Annotated in this window: 19 protein-coding genes; 2 read left to right on the top strand and 17 right to left on the bottom strand. The window is 43.6% G+C overall.

Annotated elements, in window-relative coordinates:
• Positions 1 to 5: 5 nt before the first annotated feature.
• From iolC to eno, 7 genes are all read right to left on the bottom strand, one after another.
• Entirely contained in the window at positions 6 to 1040 is a 1035-nt protein-coding gene (gene iolC / locus G5B06_RS11350) for a 5-dehydro-2-deoxygluconokinase (RefSeq protein WP_173761920.1), read from the bottom strand.
• 385 nt (positions 1041 to 1425) lie between these two features.
• A complete protein-coding gene (locus G5B06_RS11345) occupies positions 1426 to 2454 on the bottom strand; it encodes a LacI family DNA-binding transcriptional regulator (protein WP_148446739.1) in 1029 nt (342 codons plus the stop codon).
• A gap of 141 nt (positions 2455 to 2595) precedes the next feature.
• Positions 2596 to 3948 carry a nickel pincer cofactor biosynthesis protein LarC gene (larC, locus tag G5B06_RS11340; protein ID WP_173761919.1) on the bottom strand — a complete coding sequence of 451 codons (1353 nt, stop codon included), beginning with the start codon at positions 3946 to 3948 and terminating at the stop codon, positions 2596 to 2598.
• Positions 3949 to 4692, bottom strand: coding sequence for a nickel pincer cofactor biosynthesis protein LarB (larB, locus tag G5B06_RS11335; RefSeq protein ID WP_148446743.1), 744 nt, complete (start codon positions 4690 to 4692; stop codon positions 3949 to 3951).
• A 120-nt stretch (positions 4693 to 4812) separates the two neighbouring features.
• Positions 4813 to 5550 (bottom strand): ABC transporter ATP-binding protein, encoded by a 738-nt coding sequence (locus tag G5B06_RS11330; protein ID WP_148446745.1) that lies wholly within the window; start codon positions 5548 to 5550, stop codon positions 4813 to 4815.
• Positions 5551 to 5573: 23 nt separating this feature from the next.
• Positions 5574 to 6350 carry an ABC transporter permease gene (locus G5B06_RS11325; protein WP_148446747.1) on the bottom strand — a complete coding sequence of 259 codons (777 nt, stop codon included), beginning with the start codon at positions 6348 to 6350 and terminating at the stop codon, positions 5574 to 5576.
• Positions 6351 to 6516: 166 nt separating this feature from the next.
• Entirely contained in the window at positions 6517 to 7812 is a 1296-nt protein-coding gene (eno, locus tag G5B06_RS11320) for a phosphopyruvate hydratase (protein ID WP_148446749.1), read from the bottom strand.
• A gap of 362 nt (positions 7813 to 8174) precedes the next feature.
• On the opposite strand from eno, the gene G5B06_RS11315 reads away from it, so the two are divergent.
• Entirely contained in the window at positions 8175 to 8666 is a 492-nt protein-coding gene (locus G5B06_RS11315; RefSeq protein ID WP_148446751.1) for a DUF2798 domain-containing protein, read from the top strand.
• Between the two features lie 71 nt (positions 8667 to 8737).
• On the opposite strand, the gene G5B06_RS11310 is transcribed toward G5B06_RS11315, so the two are convergent.
• The 4 genes from G5B06_RS11310 to G5B06_RS11295 all read right to left on the bottom strand — a co-directional run bounded on the left by G5B06_RS11310 (position 8738) and on the right by G5B06_RS11295 (position 12849).
• On the bottom strand, positions 8738 to 10072 hold the full coding sequence (locus G5B06_RS11310) for an MATE family efflux transporter (protein ID WP_173772071.1): 1335 nt from the start codon (positions 10070 to 10072) through the stop codon (positions 8738 to 8740).
• Positions 10073 to 10083: 11 nt separating this feature from the next.
• A complete protein-coding gene (locus G5B06_RS11305) occupies positions 10084 to 11073 on the bottom strand; it encodes a guanosine polyphosphate pyrophosphohydrolase (protein WP_148446755.1) in 990 nt (329 codons plus the stop codon).
• Between the two features lie 35 nt (positions 11074 to 11108).
• Complete coding sequence (locus G5B06_RS11300) at positions 11109 to 11921, bottom strand: purine-nucleoside phosphorylase (RefSeq protein ID WP_173761916.1); 813 nt, start codon at positions 11919 to 11921, stop codon at positions 11109 to 11111.
• A gap of 67 nt (positions 11922 to 11988) precedes the next feature.
• A complete protein-coding gene (locus tag G5B06_RS11295; RefSeq protein ID WP_173761915.1) occupies positions 11989 to 12849 on the bottom strand; it encodes an alpha/beta hydrolase in 861 nt (286 codons plus the stop codon).
• A gap of 289 nt (positions 12850 to 13138) precedes the next feature.
• Between G5B06_RS11295 and G5B06_RS11290 the strand changes: the two genes are divergently transcribed.
• Positions 13139 to 14194 (top strand): LacI family DNA-binding transcriptional regulator, encoded by a 1056-nt coding sequence (locus tag G5B06_RS11290; RefSeq protein WP_173761914.1) that lies wholly within the window; start codon positions 13139 to 13141, stop codon positions 14192 to 14194.
• Positions 14195 to 14328: 134 nt separating this feature from the next.
• Here G5B06_RS11290 and G5B06_RS11285 read toward each other — a convergent pair whose 3' ends face one another.
• From G5B06_RS11285 to G5B06_RS11260, 6 genes are all read right to left on the bottom strand, one after another.
• Positions 14329 to 14844, bottom strand: coding sequence for a GNAT family N-acetyltransferase (locus G5B06_RS11285; protein WP_244094552.1), 516 nt, complete (start codon positions 14842 to 14844; stop codon positions 14329 to 14331).
• 81 nt (positions 14845 to 14925) lie between these two features.
• Positions 14926 to 15762 (bottom strand): YitT family protein, encoded by an 837-nt coding sequence (locus tag G5B06_RS11280; RefSeq protein WP_173772068.1) that lies wholly within the window; start codon positions 15760 to 15762, stop codon positions 14926 to 14928.
• A gap of 134 nt (positions 15763 to 15896) precedes the next feature.
• Entirely contained in the window at positions 15897 to 16244 is a 348-nt protein-coding gene (locus G5B06_RS11275; RefSeq protein ID WP_173761911.1) for a Fe-S-containing protein, read from the bottom strand.
• 22 nt (positions 16245 to 16266) lie between these two features.
• Positions 16267 to 17622, bottom strand: coding sequence for a sulfite exporter TauE/SafE family protein (locus G5B06_RS11270; RefSeq protein ID WP_173761910.1), 1356 nt, complete (start codon positions 17620 to 17622; stop codon positions 16267 to 16269).
• Between the two features lie 216 nt (positions 17623 to 17838).
• Positions 17839 to 20001, bottom strand: coding sequence for a 1,3-beta-galactosyl-N-acetylhexosamine phosphorylase (gene gnpA / locus G5B06_RS11265; RefSeq protein WP_173772067.1), 2163 nt, complete (start codon positions 19999 to 20001; stop codon positions 17839 to 17841).
• Positions 20002 to 20035: 34 nt separating this feature from the next.
• The gene (locus G5B06_RS11260) at positions 20036 to 21151 is read right to left on the bottom strand and encodes a phosphotransferase enzyme family protein (protein WP_118064697.1); all 1116 of its coding nucleotides are present in this window, start codon (positions 21149 to 21151) and stop codon (positions 20036 to 20038) included.

Genomic DNA, 21151 nt, shown 5'->3' with positions numbered 1-21151 from the left:
TTTCTTTATACTCTTGCGATCATTTCGCCGAATTTTTCTTTTTCTTCTTTAATGAATGCGTGAACTTCATCCGGTCCTGGAAGGGAGTCGGAGCAGTTGTTACTCTTAACCATCATGGATGCCTCTGCAGAACCGAACTCCAGGCAGTCGATGATCTCCCATCCCTGATACAGTCCATACAGGAATCCGGAGCCGTATCCGTCACCGCCGCCGAAACCTTTTCTTGCCTCAACCGGGAATGGCTTGATGCTGAATTTCTGTCCGTCAACTGTGTATGCTGTGGAGCCTTTCATACCATGTTTGATCACAACGATCTTTGCATTCTTTGACTGCCAGTAAGCTGCACTCTCCTCATCGGTCATGCCTTCTTTGATCAGCTTCTCTGTAAGGTCAAACTCTTCTCTGGAGCCCATGATGATGTCGGCTTCCTTGGCTACGATGGAATAGTAGATGGAAATCTCATCTGCGTTCTTCCAGTTGTATTCTCTGTAATCAATATCAAAGATGATCTTTGTATTTACTTTCTTTGCAAGCATAACTGCTTTGATGGCTGCTTCTCTGGACGGGCTCTCTGCAAGAGCTGTTCCGGAAATGAGAATTGCTTTTGCGTTTTTGATGTAGTCCTCATGGATATCATCTACATGAAGCTGCAGGTCTGCGATGCGGTTACGGTACATCAGGATGCTGCTTTCCTTCGGAGAAAGCATCTCGGTAAAGGTAAGTCCCAGTTTCTCTCCGTTTGTGCACTTTGTGATCTGTGAGGTATCGATTCCTCTCTCATTGAAATAATCCACTACATACTCACCAAACTGATCGTCAGAAACCTTTCCGATGAATCCTGCTTTCAGACCATGTTTGGTAACACCTACAGCGATGTTTGCAGGAGATCCTCCTACGAATTTCTCAAACATATGTACTTTCTTCAGGGGTTTGAACTCTTCTTTCACCTGATCGTTGTAAGCAGGGTTGAAATCAATGGCAACTCTTCCAAGGAGTACCAGGTCCATTGGTCTGGATTCATCAAATTCGATATACTTCATGATCTTACCTCCGTTTGTTTGATGGTTTATTTTTTACTTCTTTTTTGTGTGCTTTTTTGTTTTGCGTGCTTTTCTTTTCGTCTAGCGTGCTTTCTTGCGTGTTCCTTATGGTGTTAATATAGCACTCTTTTTCAAATTGAGCAAGTACTTCTTTTCATTTTCTTTGTTTTCTGTTATTCTGTACAATTTCTATGGTTTTATTTTGGTGAAAGTGGCTATTGTTACCATGTGCTTTTACGTGCTTTGTATTTCAGCACGCATATAGCACGCTTTTTGAATGTATATTTTTCATAACAAGGAAGATTCTTTCCATAAAAAAAGCCTGCATGTTTCCATCCTGCAGACTTTCTTATTTTTCTGTGTGATCTTTCGCCCACCGGCCTGATCACAGATTATATTTGGTTTTGATCTTGATATCTGTAAAAAGAAATTCCCGTTCCGGTTCCTGCCCTTTGGTCAGGATATCTGCCAGGATCCTTGGCGGTTCATAGCCCTGGACATATCCGTTCTGATCGATGAGGAAATCCACGGAATCATTTTTAAGTGCTTTCTCATTCTTTGGTGTCTGGTCATAGATCACAACATACGGGCGACGGTCCAGCCTGAGCTTATCAAACGCTTTCCCCACACCTGCCTGACCACCAGATACCACCAGGATCCCGCTAATCCCGGAAGTACTCATCATGGCATTCTCGATAATATGTTCCACTTCCGATGCCTCATCGAAACTTCCATGAACTCCGGCAATCTCCAGATGTGGAAATGCCCTCTTGGCTTCCTCCACGAAACCATCCACGCGCTGATTGTCAACATGGTTGCTGAAATATCCGGTAATGATGAGGATCTTTCCGCTTCCTCTTGTCATCATTCCCAAGAGACCCGCTGCGGTACGTCCGCTCTTACGGTTATCCATTCCCACAAAGCAGGCTCTTCTTGTCCCCACAATATCCGAGTTAAAGGTTACCACAGGAATATTTTTCTCTTCGATGAGTGCATTCAGTTTTTCCCGGACAGCCTCACTGTCTACCGGCATCACCGCAAGGCCACGGATCCCTTCCTGTTCCAGTTCTTCAATGGCTTGAAGCTGTTCGTCCTCATCTACGGAAAGGCCTTCTTTCAGGATCAGCTGGATTCCTTTTTCTTTCAGTTCCTGGGCAGCCTTCTCAATGCCACGGTTCACTTCCTGCATAAAAGAAGATCTGGCAAGCTGTGTTACCACTCCGATCTTCAGTCTTTCGTCTTTAGCTGTTCTGGAACGTTTCCGCTCTTTCTGTACGTATCCCATCTCGTCCGCCAGACGACAGATCTTCTCTGCCACCTCCGGATTGATCCGTCCCCTGTGATTTAATGCTCTGTCTACGGTTCCTCTGGAAACCCCTGCCCGTTCTGCAATCTGCTGTATCGTTACCGCCATAAATCCTTCTCCTGCTTCTGCCTTACTGTGTCACTGCCAGATTCTCTGTCCGGCAATAATCGCTCTATATACATTTATATAGTTTTTTTGAAAATGTGTCAATATGTAAGCCCCCATTATCCGTGGACAGACATGTTGACCTCATCCCCGGACAGCCATATGGTATGCTTCTTTATAGGAAATTCCCGTTTTTTCACAGAGTTTTTTTACACTTTCATATTCCGGATAAAAATATTCCTGTCCATCAAAAGTGCAGACCTTTACTTCCACCTCTCCAAGAGGAGTGGTAACCGTTCTTTTTTCCCTTTTCAGAATGGTCCGTTCCATCTCCTGACGGCGGATCCCGATGGTTGTGGTTTCTCTGAAAATGATCTGCTCCATTGTCGGAACTTGTTCCCTCTTACAGAGAACCGTAAGCAGCCACGCCGGACGGTTTTTCTTCATAAATACAGGCATGTAATTGGCTTCTCTGGCTCCTGCCTCATACAGACGTTCCATAACATAACCGAGAGTTTCTCCCGTACAGTCATCTATGTTGGATTCCAGTTTCACGATGGTATCTGTTTCTGTGGAAACATCCGCTCCCGAAACATCCCCGGATTCCCGGATCAGCATGGCCCGGAGGATTCCCGGGCATTCGTACTGGCGCTTGCCTGCTCCGATGCCGATCTTTTCCACTGTGAAATCTTCTGGCAGTTTTTCTGATGTAAGGAATGCTGCCACGACAGCCGCTCCGGTAGGGGTTACCAGTTCACCCTGTACCGGTGTGATATGCAGTTTCAGATGATGGGCACTTACAATGTTGCTTACTGCCGGTACCGGTACCGGAAGGATCCCATGCTGGCAGCGGATGGTTCCGCTTCCCTCACAGAGTCTCGGAACGATCACTTCCTCCACATCCAGATCATCCATACAGATTGCAACGGAAAGAATGTCCACAATGGAATCCACCGCTCCTACTTCGTGAAAATGCACCATATCTTCCGGTACATTATGGGCTTTCGCCTCCGCATGGGCCAGAATGGTAAAGATTTTTTTCGCATAGGATCTCGCACGGTCTGTCATATCTGCATGGTCAATGATCTCCATGATCTCATTAAGGCCACGGTGTTCGTGGTGATGGTGACCGTGGTGGGAATGCACCGTTTCTGTATGTACATGATGTTCATGAGAATGGGTGTGCTCATGAGCTTCCAGGGCTTCATGACTATGTTGATGATGATGCTCCTCATGAGCATGACTGTGAGAATGTCCATGGAGATATTCCATATCATGGTCGTAATTCTCATGTTCCTGATCCAGCAGTACATCAAAATCACAGGCATCGATCCCGGATTTTACCACACGGCTGATCTTTATGTCGAAGCCTTTTACCGGAAGGCTTTTAAGAGCTCTCTCCAGTTTTTTCTGATCTGCGCCAAGATCCAGAAGTGCCGCAACTGTCATATCTCCGCTGATCCCGGAGGTACACTCCAGATATAATTTGTTTTTCATCTATTTTCCCTCCGCAAGCCAGTTGATCTGTGTTGCCAGATATCCGGCTCCATATCCGTTGTCAATATTTACTACCGCAATTCCGTTGGCACAGGAATTGATCATGGTCAGAAGCGCTGACAGACCATGGAAGCTGGCACCATATCCCACCGAAGTAGGAACCGCAATCACCGGACGTTTCACAAGTCCGCCCATCACGCTTGCCAGTGCGCCCTCCATTCCTGCTACGGCAACCACGCAGTTAGCCTCCTGGATGGTATCCAGTCTGGAAAAAAGTCTGTGCATGCCACTGACTCCCACATCATAAATCCGATCTACGTGGGTACCAAAATACTCTGCAGTCTGAGCTGCCTCCTCCGCAACAGAAATATCTGCAGTCCCGGCTGTGCATACAGCCACTTTTCCGATATGTTCCTTTTCTTTTTCAATCTTCAAAATCCCGGAGACAGGATCATAAACTACCTGGGGAAGAATGCTTTTCACCAGTTCATACTGATGTCTAGACGCCCTTGTTCCAAATACTTCTCCGTCTTCCTCATAAAGTTTCTGATAAATATTCAAAAGATGTTCATCGGCTTTTCTTGCACAGTAAACCACTTCTGCAAAACCGGTCCGTTCTTTCCGAGTGGTATCCAGCTTTGCGTAATCCATCTCCTCATAGCCTTCTTTTTTCAGAAGGTTCTCTGCATGTTCCACAGAGAGCTGGCCGTTCTTTACTTCTTCAAGAATCTGCTGTAATGTCATTTTTTACCTCCCTGTTCTTCCATAGTATAATAACACAATAGCCAGACATTTGCATTATTTCCGCAAATCGTCTGGCTATCGCCATTTTTTCAGGCATCCGCCTGAGCTTTCCTGTTTCTGTTAATCGATCATTCTTTCATACTGTTCAGAAATCTCATCAATATCACCATATGCGATCAGTTTTCCTTTTTCAAGGATCATCGCTTTATTACAGAGGCGCTGTACCTGCTGCAGGGAATGTGAGACAAACAGAACGGTGACACCTTTGTCAAACATACTGAGAACTTTTTTCTCACTCTTTTTCCTGAATTTGGCATCTCCTACGGAAAGTACCTCATCCAGGATCAGGATATCCGGTGACACCAGTGTCGCGATGGAAAATCCAAGTCTCGCTTTCATACCGGAAGAATAGTTCTTGATCGGTACATCAATAAATTCCTTCAGTTCTGAAAATTCAACGATCTCATCAAATTTTTCTTCAATAAACTTCTTGGAATATCCAAGCATTGCTCCGTAAAGATAGATATTCTCACGGCCGGTATACTGTGACTCAAAGCCAGCTCCAAGCTCAAGAAGCGGAACCAGTCTTCCATTTTTGATAACTTTACCTTCTGTAGGTTTAAATACGCCTGCAATTACTTTAAGCAGAGTACTTTTTCCGGCTCCGTTCAGTCCCAGGATGCCAACACGGTCTCCCTTTTCCACTTCAAACTTCACATTCTGAAGAGCCCAGAATTCATTATATTTAATTTCTTTCTTTATGAATTTAATCAGATAGTCTTTCAGGTTATCAACCTTCTCTTTACTGAGATTAAATTTCATACTTACATTGTCTACTACAACTGCCGGTTTTCCCATTTTTCTCTCCTGTAAATCCGCAATTATATATAAAGTATAAATTCATCCTGTTTTTTCTTAAAACAGATCATTCCAACCAGAATTGTCACCAAGCTAAAGCCCAGCGCATATACAAAATAATGGATATTCATCATTTCTCCAAACATGGCAGAACGAAAAATACTGATTGTGCAATACAATGGATTGAATTTCAGTATCCATGCAAAACCACTCTTCAAAAGTCTGGACGGATAATAGAAAATTGCACAAGTATACATAATGATCATCAGTGCTACTGACCACAAATACTCCATATCCCTGAAAAAGACTCCAATTGTCGCAAGAATCATTCCGATTCCATAAGAAAGTAAAAGCACCAGTATCAACGCGATCGGTATCTGGAACATATAAATAGTTGGCTGAATTCCAAGCACAACGCTTACGATCGCAAGCACAATCAATGAAATCAGAAAAATCACGTAGTTATAAAGTACACTGGATAATGGATAGATATACTTCGGTACATATACTTTTTTGATCATTCCCGCATTCGCTCTGACTGATTTCAGCGCACGTGACGTTGAATTTGAAAAATAGCTGTACAGCAAACGACCGGTAAGAATATATACAGGAAACGTCCGATCCTTATTTCCAAACAGAGTACCAAATACGATAGTCAGTACAATCATAGTAAGCAACGGTTCCAAAAGCGACCAGACAATACCAAGATAGGAACGTCGGTATTTCAACTTAATTCCTTTTTTTACAAGCTCTCCCAGAAGGAACCTGTAATGTAAAAAAGTATTTACGTATTCTTTCATAGCATCTCCAATATTAAATTTTTTATTTGTTTCACGCGGCTGTTAAACATAATATACCATTTTTACAAATCTGGCAACATTATTTTTGCCCAAAAACCGGGGCCGGTACAGAAAAAATCTGTTCCGGCCCCGATGTACTCTTGGCTAATTTTATATGAAAGTTCCTTTATCTCTTAATGTTGAATGCCTGGAATCCCGGGTATACCGCTGCATCCCCAAGTTCTTCTTCAATTCGGAGAAGCTGATTGTATTTTGCAACACGCTCACTTCTGGACGGCGCTCCGGTCTTGATCTGGCAGGTATTTAATGCTACCGCAAGATCTGCAATAGTTGTATCTTCTGTCTCACCGGAACGATGAGATGAGATTGCAGTATAGCCTGCTTTATGTGCCATTTTGATTGCTTCCAGAGTCTCGGATACAGAGCCGATCTGATTCAGTTTGATCAGGATGGAATTTCCGCATCCAAGGCTGATACCTTTTTCAAGGCGCTCGGTATTTGTAACAAACAGGTCATCACCTACAAGCTGTACTTTTCCACCCAGCTCTTTTGTCATGATCTGCCATCCTTCCCAGTCTTCCTCGTCAAGGCCGTCCTCGATGGAGTAGATCGGGTATTTCTCAATCAGGTTCTTCCAGTGTTCCACAAGCTGGGCAGATGTAAATTTCTTTCCGCATTTCGGAAGGACATACTCACCTTTCTGGCTTCCTTTCCACTCACTGGATGCAGCATCCATAGCAAGTACGAAATCTTTTCCAGGCTCGTATCCTGCTTTCTTTACTGCCTCAAGAATGTACTCGATGGCTTCCTCGTCACTTCCAAGATCCGGCGCAAAGCCGCCCTCATCACCAACGCTTGTTGCAAGACCTTTCTCTTTGAGAAGTGCAGCAAGTGCGTGGAATACCTCTGTGCACCAGCGAAGTCCCTCTTTGAAGCTTGGTGCTCCTGTCGGCATGATCATGAACTCCTGAACATCTACAGTATTTGCAGCATGTGCTCCACCATTTAAGATGTTCATCATCGGAACCGGAAGTCTGTTTCCGTTCACGCCGCCAAGGAATCTGTAAAGCGGAATGTCAAGGGAAATCGCTGCCGCACGGGCGCATGCGATAGATACCGCAAGGATAGCGTTTGCACCAAGTTTGGATTTGTCCTTTGTTCCGTCTGCCTTAATCATAGCAGCGTCTACAGCATAAATGTCAGATGCATCCATTCCTGTCAGTGCATCGTTGATTACAGTATTGATATTTTCAACGGCTTTGGAAACACCTTTTCCTCCGAAACGGCTTTTATCCTGATCTCTCAGCTCAAGTGCTTCGAATTCTCCTGTGGATGCTCCGCTCGGTGCTGCTCCTCTTCCGATAGTTCCATCTGCCAGATAAACTTCCGCCTCTACGGTCGGATTTCCTCTTGAATCAATGATCTCTCTTCCAATGACTTTCTCGATCTCTAAATATTCCATTTGATATTTATCCTCCTGTCTGGCCTTTTCGCCCTGTCCGTAAATTTTGCCCGGGCCGCTTTTTGTCAGGGGATTGCGGCCCGCCACAATTATTTACGCAATAGTTAGAACCTACTAACCGTATATGAGTTTACTATATCTAACTTTCGTGGTCAAGAGGGGTTATTGTTTATTTTTTCTCAACTACATATTGACAAGGCTTTGTTGATTATGCTAATATAACCGCCGGAATAAAAACTGAATATGGTTTATGACAAAATCCTGTCATATATTGGAAACGCACATTCTCCTGAATGATTAACGAACAACACATGCTCTAAGGTTTTACATTATCACTTAATCATTTTAAAGGAGGATTTTTTATGCCAAAAAACAAATTTCAGGAAGTCATTTTTACTATCATCATGGTATTTTTCATGGTTTACGCCATGATCTGTTACAACATCGTACTGAACACCGGAGCAATGACAAATAGCGTGTTCCTCTCTGCTTTTCGTGAGCTTACTTTTATGGGACCGATCGCCTTTGTTCTTGATTTCTTCCTTGTATCCAAACTTGCTTTTGCCTGCGCAAACCGCATGGTAGATTTCCGCAGCTGTCATCCGTTCAGCATGATCCTTGCAATCTCTGTTGCTTCCATTGCTTTCATGTGTCCGCTGATGAGCTTTTTTGCAACTCTTTTCTTTAAACATGCAGGAAATCAGTTTATTGCTGTCTGGCTTCAGACAACTTTTATGAATTTCCCGGCAGCCTTTTTCTGGCAGCTGATCTACGCAGGTCCTATTGTACGTTTTATTTTCAGACATATTTTCCCTGAAAAAGAAAGCGCCAAAGAAGCCGCTACAAATATGTAACTACAAATAATTTCAAAGTGTTAAAAAGCACGCTGCTTTTGGATTTCCAGGCAGCGTGCTTTTTTATACTGTTATACTGTTTTTTTCTCAAATACCGGCATCCGGAAAATTTTTATAATCAGCGGAATTACCATAATAAACCATACAATGGGCTCTGCCACAATCACACCGGTATACCCCAGAAGCGGCACCAGCGTCATCGCAATGATAACTTTTTCAATCATTTCCAGAGAACTGGAAACCAATGGAATCACATATTCCCCCAGGCCCTGCATGGAATTACGCAGCATGCTGATCACAGCAGTCACAAAATAAAAAAGCGTATCAAATTTCAGATAATTGGTTGCATTAAGAATTACTGTTTCATTCCGGCTTCCGGTAACCAGATAAACCAGATGTTTTCCTATGGTAAAACTTAAAATTGCGGCAAATACCGACCAGATACAGGTATACATAATCGCAAGGCCGATTCCTTTTCGCACACGGTCCATTCTCCCTGCTCCTGCATTCTGTCCACAGAACGTTGCCATGGTCTGGCCGAACACGCTGAACATGATCATAAACATTTCGGTAATTTTCCGCGCTGCCGTATGTGCCACGATAATATCTCTTCCCAGACGGTTGATGGATGTCTGTAAAGCAAGCGTTCCAAGATTTACAAGAGAACTCATAAATCCCATGGACAATCCTGCACTCAGCATATTTTTCATCATGGATTTATCCGGCTTTACAAAATCCTCTCTCTTCAGCCGAAGAATCTCATATCTGCGAACCATATAAAACCAGCACACCAGAAATGCCAGTACCTGTGAAAGCACCGTGGCAATGGCCGCTCCCCGGACTCCTGCCTTCACTACCCGTATAAAAAACAGATCTCCTGCAATATTTAAAGCCACAGATACCGCCAGGATCATTAACGGCGTAACCGTATCTCCCAACGCACGCAACGACGCAGCACAAGCATCGTAAAGAAATGTTGCCAGCATACCGGCAATAATAATAAAAATATACTGTGCAGCCATATTTACCAGATGCTCCGGCACATTTAAGAATGTAAGGATCGGGTGTAGAAACAGAAGTCCTATAACTGTCAGAAGTAATGCAATTGCGCTTCCCATCATCAGAGACAAGGCGAAAGATTTTCGCACGCTTTCCTTCTTTCCGGCACCAAATTTCTGTGCGGTAATAATGGCAAAACCATTTGCAAGGCCCAGCAGAAACCCGATAATCAGTCCACTTAAAGCACTGGTTGCTCCCACCGCCGCCAACGCATCTTCCTTAAGAAAAGTTCCCACAATCCTGGTATCCACAAGGCTGTACGTCAGCTGCAAAAGATTCCCCAGAAACACCGGAAGTGCAAAAGAAAGAATCAAAGCGGAAGGTTTTCCCTTTGTCAGATCTTTCATAGCATCCTCCCTCAGTCAATGATATCATTCTGAAAACGGGAAAGATGCTCATAGGGAAGAATCATTCTTCCGCGGAACAGTCCACAGCCGTCATTGATCAGGCTGTTGTTTACCGCCCCGAACATATTGACATCCAATTTTGCAAGATCCAGACCCAGAAGTCTCATCCCACGTTCATAAGCCTCGTCAAAATAAATACATTCGCCATGAGGGATCGCATCTCTTCGCCTGCGCTCACTTTCCTGTTTTTTCTCATAGCTTAAGTGATTGGCAGAGCCGATCTCTGCCACATCATCCATGTCTTTGGTCCGCAACTGTACTTCCATATAGCTTCTGGAACTGTTATCATAAAAGGTAATATGCAGAGACTGATAATCATCCTCACTGTTGTTGCAGATATAATCCCGATAGTAAGGTTTGGCTTCCTCGCTGAGCAATGGAGAAGTGCTTTCCTGCACGCCTCTGGCCGGCTCTGCGGTAAATCCTCTTTCTTCCAGAAAACCCGGGAGCACATTTGCAATCTCATAGAGATAACGCAATTCTTCCTCTCTGGCATTTTCGCCATTTTTTAGATGACACCTGGGCATGGCGATAACGATCCGGTAAGCGATAAAATCCCGAAAACAGCTTAAGCGCTCCTTGATCTTAGATACAGAAGGATATTCTCCATGTTCTTTATAATAATCATAGATAAACTCCACCACATATCCATTAAATTTTTCTTCTGCGCGGATCAGAGATTTAATTCTCCCCTTGAAGGTAAATGCCAGAAACGGATATTCCCCGGCCATATATTTATAGAATTCCCGGATTTTCTGGGACTGGGCAGTAAGGAAATCATTATGTTCCAGAAGTTCCTGGATCTGGATCAGAAAATTGCAGTGTACCAGATCGATTTCGTTATGTTTTTCCTTTGCCTCTGTCCTAAGATCCCGGATATATTTTTTCAGTATCCGAAGAAGAGTATCTCCGGAATACAGATAATCGTTTAATGTTATCATTTGTGTTTCTCTTTTCTTATTTTAGTTTTTCAGGATCACATATTTACAACAACTTTTTCAACCAGTTTCTGGAAAGATTTTGCCACGCGGTCTGCCGTCTCCTGCACTTCTTCATGATTCAGAGCTTCCTTGGAAATCCCTGCTGCCATATTTGTAATGCAGGAAATTCCGCAGACTTCCATTCCCATATGGCGGGCAGCCATGGCTTCACATGCTGTACTCATTCCAACCGCATCTCCACCCCATCGCTGAGCAAGTCTTATCTCTGCCGGTGTCTCATAGTTAGGGCCTGTAAACTGCACATAAACACCTTTCTGAAGTTCAATGCCACATTCCACCGCACATTTACGGATCACATCCTGAAGGCGGAGACTGTATACTTCACTCATATCCGGAAATCTGGTTCCAAGCTCATCAATATTGGGTCCAATCAAAGGACTTGGAACTGCAGTTGTAATATGATCTGTAATCATCATAAGATCGCCGGGATGGAAGGATGGGTTGGCACCTCCGGCTGCATTGGTAAGAAGCAGTTTTTTTGCCCCAAGCAGCCCCATCAGGCGTGTCGGAAGAACTACGTCAGACATTGGATATCCTTCATAATAATGAACCCGACCCTGCATGATCACAACCGGTGTTTTTTCTACATAACCGAATACAAAGCGTCCCTTATGTCCTTTTACTGTAGATACCGGAAATCCTTCGATATCTGTATATTTAATGATCTGTTCGATCTGGATCCGCTCTGCAAAATCACCAAGTCCAGATCCAAGAACCAGTGCAACTTCCGGTTTGAAATCCGTTTTCTTTCTTACACTTTCCAGACATGTCATTAATTTCTGATACATCGTTTCCGCTTCCTTTCTTATCTTAATATCGTCAGAGCCATGCCCCAAAAATCCCCTGTTTTCTGTTTTATTTTAATTTTCTTCTGAAAAAATCAATAATCCGTTTCCATGTCTCATCCTGGAAAAACTGAAGATCCGCATGATCTGCCCCGTCCAACGTCAGCAAGGTTACATCACAGTCCTGCGCTTCCAGTAGATTATATAATGTTTTTGACTGTACATACGGCACTGTCCGGTCACAGTTTCCATGGATGATCAGAAATGGCGGTGCATCTTTTGTTACTTTGGATACCGGACTGCAGTTATACGCCTTTTCCCTGTTTCGCTTGGAATTAAAGCCCAGAAGAAGAGACTCTGCGGAAGAAGCACATTGTTCTGCGGATTCACACGGAAATGCAGAAAGATCCGTAGGCGGATACCAGGGGCAGGCGGCCTGTACTTTGCTGGATTCTTCCAGATATTCTCCTACATCCAGAGACGGATCATTGTCCAGTGCAGCCATACAGGCAAGATATCCTCCGGCAGATTCTCCCATAACTCCCATTTTTTCTTTATTGATACGGAACCGGTCCGCGTGCGCTTTCAGATAGCGGATTGCTGCTTTTACATCCTGCAGAGGCATTGGATACGGCCCCTGATTAGAAGTACGGTACTCCACACTTGCTACTACAAAACCGCTGCCAGCCAGTCTGCTCAGATAAAGATTATGGGCTGATTTATCCATCATCAGCCACGCTCCGCCACAGATCCAGAGTATGCACGGATATGTGGCTCCATCCTGCGCTTCCGGATAGATAATATCTAATTTCAGGTCTCTTCTGCAATGACCAAACCAGGAGTCCACCTGTGCATAGGTTACATCACTTACCGTAATGTACTGCGGTTTTTCTATTTCCAGTTTCAGTGTCTGCTTTTCTGCTTTTGCCATAGTATCTACCCCTTTCTGATTATTATATTCTGTTTTCGAAGGATCTTTTTTCTATTTTATCACAATACCACTCTTTCTGCCTTTATTTTTTCATCCAATATTCTGTTTTTCACCGTCTGGCGCAAAAACTGAAATTCACACTTAATCTTTTAAAACTGTACTAAATATTTTGTTTATAAGCGCTAAATATTTATCTAAACGCTTCACTAAACAATTGACTTTCTTTATGAACTACTATATAATTTACAATAATAAACGATGTATTGCACTCCAAAGGAGGATTTTTGATATGACAAATAAAGAAATTGCTCAAAAACTGGGAATTTCACCGGCAGCACTTTCACTGATCATCAACCATAAACCTGGCGTGTCCGACGCCACCCGTACCAAAGTACTCTCCCAGCTGAAAGAAATGGGCTACGGAAATCTGATCAAAAAAGTATCCGCTCCCGCCGGAACAAATCTGGCTTTTATTATTTACAAACGCCACGGAGAAATTCTGGATCTGCATCCTTTTTTTCTTCTTTTAATGGAAAATATAGAAAACCATGCCCGTTCTTTTGGTTACAATATCATTCTCTGCACGGTAGACAAACGTCGGGAACTGGCCCCGCAGCTTTCTTATCTGAATACCCTGAACTGTCAGGGGGCCATTATCTTTGCCACAGAAATGCAGGATGAAGATATTGCTCTTTTTCAGAAGCTTCCCTATCCGTTTGTTGCAATGGATAATGATTTTTCCAGGCTTTCCTGCAATACTGTTGCCATCAATAATCAGATGGGCTCTTTTCAGGCAATTGAACACCTCGTCAAAATGGGACACAAAAGAATCGGTTATCTGAAATGTAACATCCGGATCAACAGTTTTGTGGAACGTGAGAACGGATACCGGGCAGCCATGGAGCATTTTGGTCTGAATCTTGATGAAAAAGATATTATTACCCTTCATTATACAGAAGAAAGCAGCTACCGGGATATGCGGGAATATCTGGAATCCTTTGACCGGTCACACGCTTCCCTGCCAACTGCTTTTGTGACAGATGACGATACCATCACCGTAGGAGTTCTGCGCGCACTGACAGAACAGGGATATCAGGTTCCAGAGGAAATTTCCCTGGTAGGATTCAACGACCGCCCAGCCTGTCAGGTTACCGTTCCTCCTCTGACTTCTGTAGATGTTTCCAAGCATGCCATCTCTGTGGAAACAGTCGATGAACTTCTGCGTATGATCAGCAACCGGGAAAAAGAAATTCCGGAGCTGCGCTCACGCAAACTCCGGATTGGTACAAAATTAATTTTAAGAGATTCTGTGAAGCAGATTTCTTCTTTCAATAATGAATGCTGATTTCACAGAATCTTCACTCTTTAAGCGAACAGACTTTAGATCCACTTCCACAGCACATCCAAAGCCTCGTTGTATCAAGAGGCTTGGATATGCGCTCATTCATTCCCGCACTTTTGATCAGCTGTACATCTTTTTCAAAGGCATTGGAATATATATTCCATCTCATTCCATTTTACATTTCCCAAAACAGAAGCGGAAATTCCTGTATATTCAAATCCCATCCTTTCATACATTCCGACTTTCCCATCCACGCAGGTGAGGATCGCTTTCTTTCTCCCCCGTTCCTGCTCTCTGGCAAGATAACGCATCATCAATTCCCTGGCAATCCCCTGTCCGCGATGTTCCGGAAGAACTTCCAGGCCAAGAAGCATATTGTTCTTGCCATTCGGCATACTTAAGTCTGCATCTGTAAAAAACTTATCCTGAAAAACTTCTTCATCCGTTGCAAGACCTGTAAGATATCCTGCCAGCTTCCCTGTTTCCCGGTCTTCTGCCACAAAAAACAGTTCCGGGATTTTTTCCACCCGGTCTATAATATCCTTTCTGCTGATTGTCTCTGCCGGAGGGAAACAGATCTGCTCGATCTCTGTCGCCTGATCTGCCTCATCCTTACGTATGGAACGAAATTCGTATTTTTCTGATAGATTCATAATTCTTCTCCTTTGTTTTTTCCTCATCCTTATACAGGATAACATTTTTTCGGAGAAAAACCCATCTTTTATTGTAAAGCCTTATCGCAGGATCTCATCAATAGTTGAAACAGTACTGAAAGATCCTTTATTCCTGGAAATAATCTCTTTCACTTTCTGCAGTTCAAAGTAATTCACATAACAGATCAATGTTTTATTTTCCCCCGCGTTCACACCGGAAGAATTGATAATAGTACAGGTTTTATTCAGTTCTTCTTTAATATCGCAGATGATTGAATCTGGATCTTTTGTGATGATGGTCACCTGTTTCAATGCCTCAAAATGATCTGTGAAATGATCGATGATGGAAGTTGCCACGATGTACACCAGAAGACTTAAAAGTGCGGAATCTCTGTCAAGAAGTACAAACACCGCCCCATATACACAGGCATTGAATACAATTAATATGTAGGAAATACTGTAGTCTTTGCCCGAATGATTGTAGATTTTTTTTACAATGATATTGGCAAAAATCTCAGAGCCGTCAATGCAGCCACCATTTCGGAGAATCAGAGAAAGTCCTGCTCCAAGAATCGCCCCTCCGAAAGCCACCGCAATAAAATGTTCTGTATTTAGTTCAAAAGGGATTTTTTCAAAGTAGGAAAGACCTATTGTGTAGATTACAAAACCTACGAACGTTTTTGCAAAGAAATATTTACCGATAAGAATGATCCCGGCGATCAGAAATGGCAGAAAGACAATCAGTACACACAACGACAGATTATACCCAGTGAGTTTGCTTATGATAATGGCAATTCCGGCAGTTCCGTAATCGATGGCATCATTGGGAAGCAGGATACAGGCAACGGAAAAGCTGGCCAGTATGGCTCCGATAATGATCATCAGATACGAAAACAATGTTTTGATTTTTTTGTTCATAAAGACCTCCTTTTTGTAAGCAAAATTGTCTGTCAATAGCAGTAAAAAAGCTGCTATAATAGATTTTTCTATTGTAACAGCCTTGTTTTCCCTCTTTTGGAATGGATTTATTATATGATGTTTTCTTTTTCCTGTCAATGCTGCATTAACTCTGATATGCACCCTTCCTGTTTATAATAGCCATTTCCGGAATCATAACAGATCTGGCAGGTATTAAAAGCGGTACGGATGGTTCCATCCGAAGTCTTTACTGCCATCACTTCCATTTCTGTGCCATCTACATTTACAGAATAAAAAGCTGCATTTTCTGTCAGTTCGTCAACCGGTATGGTCAGGTTCCCGCCGGAGCTGACGCTGATTTCCTGATTTTCATCTGCTGTGGAAATCTCTTCTGTAGTTGTTGTTTCGGTTGCATTTCCACATCCTGCAAGCACTGTCATTGCTGTGAGAAACACCATACCTGTTATCATAAATTTTTTCATCTTTAACATTACTCCTCTGTTTTTATTTTCCTGTTACATAAATAGTCCCTGTGATCATGCCCATCCAGCAGCTATACGTATAGACGCCTTCTTTTTCCGGTATAAATTCGATGACATTTTCTCCGTTCTCGAAAGTATGATCCATTCCAAAATCCTGAAGGATCATCTTATAATTACATCCATTGATGCTGCCCTCCGGTACCTGGATCTCCCACTTTACAGGTTCCCCTGCCTTCACAGTAATATCCGGATACCGTCCAGAACGCAATATACTGGAAACATACTGCACTCCATCTTTTTCCACTGCCGTATCTGTCTGATCATTATCCTGCACATTGTCCGCTTCTGTTGCCGCCTTTTCGCCGGACCTGCTACCAAAACCTGATAGCGCACTCCCCTGAGACATCATAGCCAGCCCCATAACAACCACCAGGATCGCGCCTGTTTTTAGGATCTGTCTGGTAAATTTCTTTCCCAGTGCGGAAAAAATCGAACCAAATCCCAGCATCAGAGGAACCGTTCCCAGACTGAAACAGAACATGGAAAAAGCTCCGGAGGCCCAGCTTCCGGAAGCCAGTGCAACAATCTCCATAGACTGCAGTGGTCCACAGGGCATGAACCCATTACACAGCCCAACCAGAAAAGGTGTCCTTTTTTTCCATAAAGATTTCCTACCAGAAAATGAAATGTGAATCCTCAGTTTCCGAAGTCCCGGAAAAATCCCCAGCATATTTCCCCCCATAACGACCATGATAATTCCAGCCAGGAGTTTCAGAGATCCCTGAAACACGGTGGAAGTCTGTAAACTGTCACCGATCCCTGCCAGACCACCCACGGCCCCGAGAACTCCTCCTATCACAGTATAGGAAACAACCCGTCCCATATTATAGGAAAATGTATTCCGAAACATTGACCTTGATATTTCCTCTGCGTTCGCTTCTTGCTTCTGCAAGGTCTGGGAAAGATTGATCCCGCCACACATGGCAATACAATGTACAGAAGTGATCAGGCCAATGACAAACAGCATTCCATATCCCATTCCTGTCTCTGCAAGAGAATCCGGCGCAAGATGGTTAAGAATCCCAAAGTGTTGCAGGACCAGAAACAGAAAGGCGATCACAAAAATTTCTCCTGCCGCCTGACAGAAACGTTTTCTTCTGAATTTCTCCCCGGGGATCATCTGATATCCCAGATCCTCGATCAGCTTACGGATCTCATCCAGTGTGATCTGCTGTGGCTCATAGTAAAATTCTGCCTGTGACCGTTCATAACTGACTGTGACATCTGTAATCCCGGTTCTGGATCTCAGTGCATTCCAGATCCTAGTCTGACAGTTGATACAGGTCATACCATCAATATATACCCTCTCATGTTTCAATGTTTTTCTCCTCACCTTTTTCATAAGATTTCTGAATCAGACTCCCACATTCCATTTTTCATTTAAAACAAAACAAAAACTGTTACAATAAATCATAGATTCTACTGTAACAGTTTTTTATTTCCTAGTATTGTGATAGGCTTATTGTATTATAGGTTTTATCCTCTGTCAACGCCGTCAGGAAATTTCACAGAATCTTCACGAACGACACTTTTCTCAGATCTGATACCAGCGGATCTCATTGGCTTCCAGATGAAGGTCAAAACTCTGTCCGTCCCCTGTGTAAACTGTGGTATCCTGTGGCTCATACGTGTTGTTTACCACACAGTATTTCTTATTTTTCACATAAGCATGTACTTCCACATTATAATTGGAAGAAAACCAACGGTGAAGTTCGCCTTCCGCTGCCGCTGACCAGAGTACAGCTCTGTAAAGAATACGGCTGTTACAGAAGCTGTACGGAAGTCCGCTGATATAAACACCACGGCCTTTTCCAAAGGTTTTCACCGCCATCTGGACTTCCTGGTCTTTCTGGATCAGGATCTTCGTATCCGGCAGTGCAAAGATATTCTTTTTGCCCTCGCCGAAATCTACGGTTCCGTCTGTATCTTCCAGAATAAAATGATCTCTGTGTTCTTCCCAGTTGTATTTGTCTGTATTGAGATTAAATCCTCTTTCTTCCTCTACTCCCAGGATATCATCCAGCTGAAAGAATTTTCCCTGCCACTGATGAGCAGCCGGTTCGCCGACACCGATAAATCCGCCGCCATTATAGACAAATTTCCGCACTGCTGTAAGGATCACCGGATCTGCCCAGTTCTCGCCGCCGGACTGTGCAGTGTCCCCATCACCTACATTGATGATCACGTCAAAATTATTCAGAAGCTCTTTGTCCTCACGGATGTCGTCAAAACTGATAAAGGAAACATCAAACGGCGCACCGCTTAATGCCTCGATGATGCCGAAATAAGAATAATTCTGCTTGTAATAGATGGCATGATGTACCATATGATTGCCCCAGGAGCGCATTTTTCCCCAGCAGTTTAAAACTGCCACACGTTTTACGCAGTACGGTGTAGTTCCCTGGATGTTGTCATAGAGCACGCGGAATTCCTGGCAGACCTCTTTGATATACTGTACGAAATCCGGAAATTCCAGAGCCAGCTTCAGATAGCCGCCGTAACCAATCCTCTGGATCGGACTTCGAAGGATGGCTCTTCTTGCAGTCACCCAGTTTACTTTTGCCTCTTTTACAGGATCGCCGCCCTCATGGAAGGTGTCCGGGAAAAAGTATGGAAGAAATCTTCCTTCTGTATATTTTACATGTTTAATATCACTGAACAGGCGTAAGGTTGCTCCGTTTCCCACACTTCCCACTACTGCATCCAGCCCGATGGATGCAAACTCATCCATAAAAGGCTCCATGCCGATCCAGTGATCGCCCATGAACATCATGGCTTCTTTTCCATACTCATGGACAATATCTACCATTTCCTTTGCAAGCTTTGCCACTTCTCTTCTCTGAAAAGCCTGGAAATCTTTAAATTCCTTTGACGGGATACGGTAGGTATTATTCATATACCCCTGGTCAATGATAAACTCCGGACGGAATTTATAGCCTACTTCCCGCTCAAACTGTTCCAGAATATAAGGGCTCACTGAGGCAGAATATCCAAACCAGTCCACATATTTTTCTCTTGCCATCTCGTCAAAGATCAGCGTAAACTGATGAAAAAATGTGGTAAATCGTACCACGTTCACATAATCATGCGAATCCAGAAATCTGCGGAGACGTTCCAGGGAATGTGCCCGTGTTGCAGGCTGGCGCACATCAAAGGTGATCTGAGGCTCTACATCCTTCCAGTCATTGACAACAGCATTGTACATATGTACCGGGTCCCACATGATATATGCAAGAAAACTTACCGTATACTCATGAAACTCTTTTGCCGGACGGATCACCACATTTCCGGATTTTTCATCATAGGACCATTCTTCTGTACCGACAGCCTCTCCTGTGGTACGGTCCATAACTTCCCACCATCTTTTAATATCATCTCTGGTATTGACAGCAAGCATATCCGGATACAGATGGTCCATCAGGTGTATCTCCAGAGTATCGGAAACTGCCGTGTGAAAAGATGTCATGATATACATCTGCTGGATCTCTTCCGGATGTGCCTTCGCCCAGGCATTATCCTTTCTGGTAGTATAATAGGTAGCATATATCTTGGCCCCTGTATTTTTCAGCTCTGCCGGAAATTCTGTTCCGTCACAGTCACGGATGGCATCTGCACCCCACTCATCCAGCATTTTCAGTGTCTCCGGAATCACATCCAGATCTGTCGGGATGGTCACTCTTCCTTTTGTCTCGCTCATTATCTTTACCTCCATTGTAAAAATCCCCTGTTTTTTATTTCTGATATTTTTTTACGATTGCCTGCATCTGCTCCCATTTCTGCTCCATATCTGCCACCAGCTTAAACTGTGTACGACAGCGGTCCAGATTATGGTCTTCACGGTCGATTTTAAAATAATGATCTCCTTCCAGATAGTCAGTAAGAAAACGGATGCCACATTCATAGGTCATCACCTTGGCGCCCATAGGAAGCATCTCGATCTCCCTGGCGTTTAACTTGTCTCCACAACTTTCCAGAAAACCTTTCACGTAAATCTCGTAGAGCTCCATGTCACAGGAGACTTTACTTAAATCTTTCTCATCTTCCAGCGCAGTGCTGGCTCCGAACCGGATCGCATCACCAAAATCATTCATGGCCAGTCCTGGCATTACAGTATCCAGATCGACCACACAGATTCCCTTTCCCGTTTCCAGATCGATCATGATATTATTCAGTTTTGTATCGTTATGGGTTACCCGAAGTGGAACTTCCCCATTTTCCAGAAGTTTTCCAAATATTCCAGCCAGATCTTCATGCTGCAGTGCAAACGCAATTTCTTCTTTTACCGATGCGGCACGGTGACAGCAGTCCTTTTCCACGGCATCTTTCAGCGCCTGAAAACGCTTTTTTGTATCATGGAAATCCTTTATGGTTTCATGCAGAGTCTCTGCCGGATAATCAGCCAGCATTTCCTGAAATTTTCCAAATGCAACAGCACTTTCGTAAAAATCCTCCGGTTTTTCCACCAGATCATAGCTTACCGCATCTGTAATAAAAATATAGGCTCTCCAGCACTCTCCGTTCTCATCTGTCAGATATGCTTTTCCCTCTTTTGTGGGAATCAGATTCAGAACTTCCCGTTCCAGATCTCCACCCTTCTCAATGACCTTCTTTTTCAGATGTCCGGTGACTCCGGCAATGTTCTCCATCAGTTCTTCCGGTTTCTGAAAGATCTCCCTGTTGATCTTCTGGAGGATCACCTTGATGGAGCCCATTTCTCCGATCCGGTATCTCAGCATGTAGGTTCCATTGATATGCCCGCTTCCGCAGGGGGCGCAGGAAATCAGTTCCCCGGTAAATGCAAACTGATCCGCGATTTTTTTTATCTCTTCTTTTTGTATCTTTGTCAT

Source organism: Blautia luti (genome assembly GCF_013304735.1).
GTDB lineage: Bacteria > Bacillota > Clostridia > Lachnospirales > Lachnospiraceae > Blautia_A.
Note: the sequence above shows the minus strand (reverse complement) of the source record. Positions and strands in the feature narration are given on the sequence as shown.

Bases quoted from the DNA above. Each gene is read 5' to 3' on its own strand.
- gnpA (WP_173772067.1), bottom strand. From the start codon at position 20,001: ATGAGCGAGACAAAAGGAAGAGTGACCATCCCGACAGATCTGGATGTG.
- G5B06_RS11290 (WP_173761914.1), top strand. From the start codon at position 13,139: ATGACAAATAAAGAAATTGCTCAAAAACTGGGAATTTCACCGGCAGCA.
- G5B06_RS11310 (WP_173772071.1), bottom strand. From the start codon at position 10,072: ATGAAAGATCTGACAAAGGGAAAACCTTCCGCTTTGATTCTTTCTTTT.
- G5B06_RS11305 (WP_148446755.1), bottom strand. From the start codon at position 11,073: ATGATAACATTAAACGATTATCTGTATTCCGGAGATACTCTTCTTCGG.
- G5B06_RS11275 (WP_173761911.1), bottom strand. From the start codon at position 16,244: ATGAAAAAATTTATGATAACAGGTATGGTGTTTCTCACAGCAATGACA.
- iolC (WP_173761920.1), bottom strand. From the start codon at position 1,040: ATGAAGTATATCGAATTTGATGAATCCAGACCAATGGACCTGGTACTC.
- G5B06_RS11295 (WP_173761915.1), bottom strand. From the start codon at position 12,849: ATGGCAAAAGCAGAAAAGCAGACACTGAAACTGGAAATAGAAAAACCG.
- G5B06_RS11345 (WP_148446739.1), bottom strand. From the start codon at position 2,454: ATGGCGGTAACGATACAGCAGATTGCAGAACGGGCAGGGGTTTCCAGA.
- larB (WP_148446743.1), bottom strand. From the start codon at position 4,692: ATGACATTACAGCAGATTCTTGAAGAAGTAAAGAACGGCCAGCTCTCT.
- G5B06_RS11285 (WP_244094552.1), bottom strand. From the start codon at position 14,844: ATGAATCTATCAGAAAAATACGAATTTCGTTCCATACGTAAGGATGAG.
- G5B06_RS11315 (WP_148446751.1), top strand. From the start codon at position 8,175: ATGCCAAAAAACAAATTTCAGGAAGTCATTTTTACTATCATCATGGTA.
- G5B06_RS11280 (WP_173772068.1), bottom strand. From the start codon at position 15,762: ATGAACAAAAAAATCAAAACATTGTTTTCGTATCTGATGATCATTATC.
- G5B06_RS11325 (WP_148446747.1), bottom strand. From the start codon at position 6,350: ATGAAAGAATACGTAAATACTTTTTTACATTACAGGTTCCTTCTGGGA.
- eno (WP_148446749.1), bottom strand. From the start codon at position 7,812: ATGGAATATTTAGAGATCGAGAAAGTCATTGGAAGAGAGATCATTGAT.
- G5B06_RS11260 (WP_118064697.1), bottom strand. From the start codon at position 21,151: ATGACAAAGATACAAAAAGAAGAGATAAAAAAAATCGCGGATCAGTTT.
- G5B06_RS11300 (WP_173761916.1), bottom strand. From the start codon at position 11,921: ATGTATCAGAAATTAATGACATGTCTGGAAAGTGTAAGAAAGAAAACG.
- G5B06_RS11330 (WP_148446745.1), bottom strand. From the start codon at position 5,550: ATGGGAAAACCGGCAGTTGTAGTAGACAATGTAAGTATGAAATTTAAT.
- larC (WP_173761919.1), bottom strand. From the start codon at position 3,948: ATGAAAAACAAATTATATCTGGAGTGTACCTCCGGGATCAGCGGAGAT.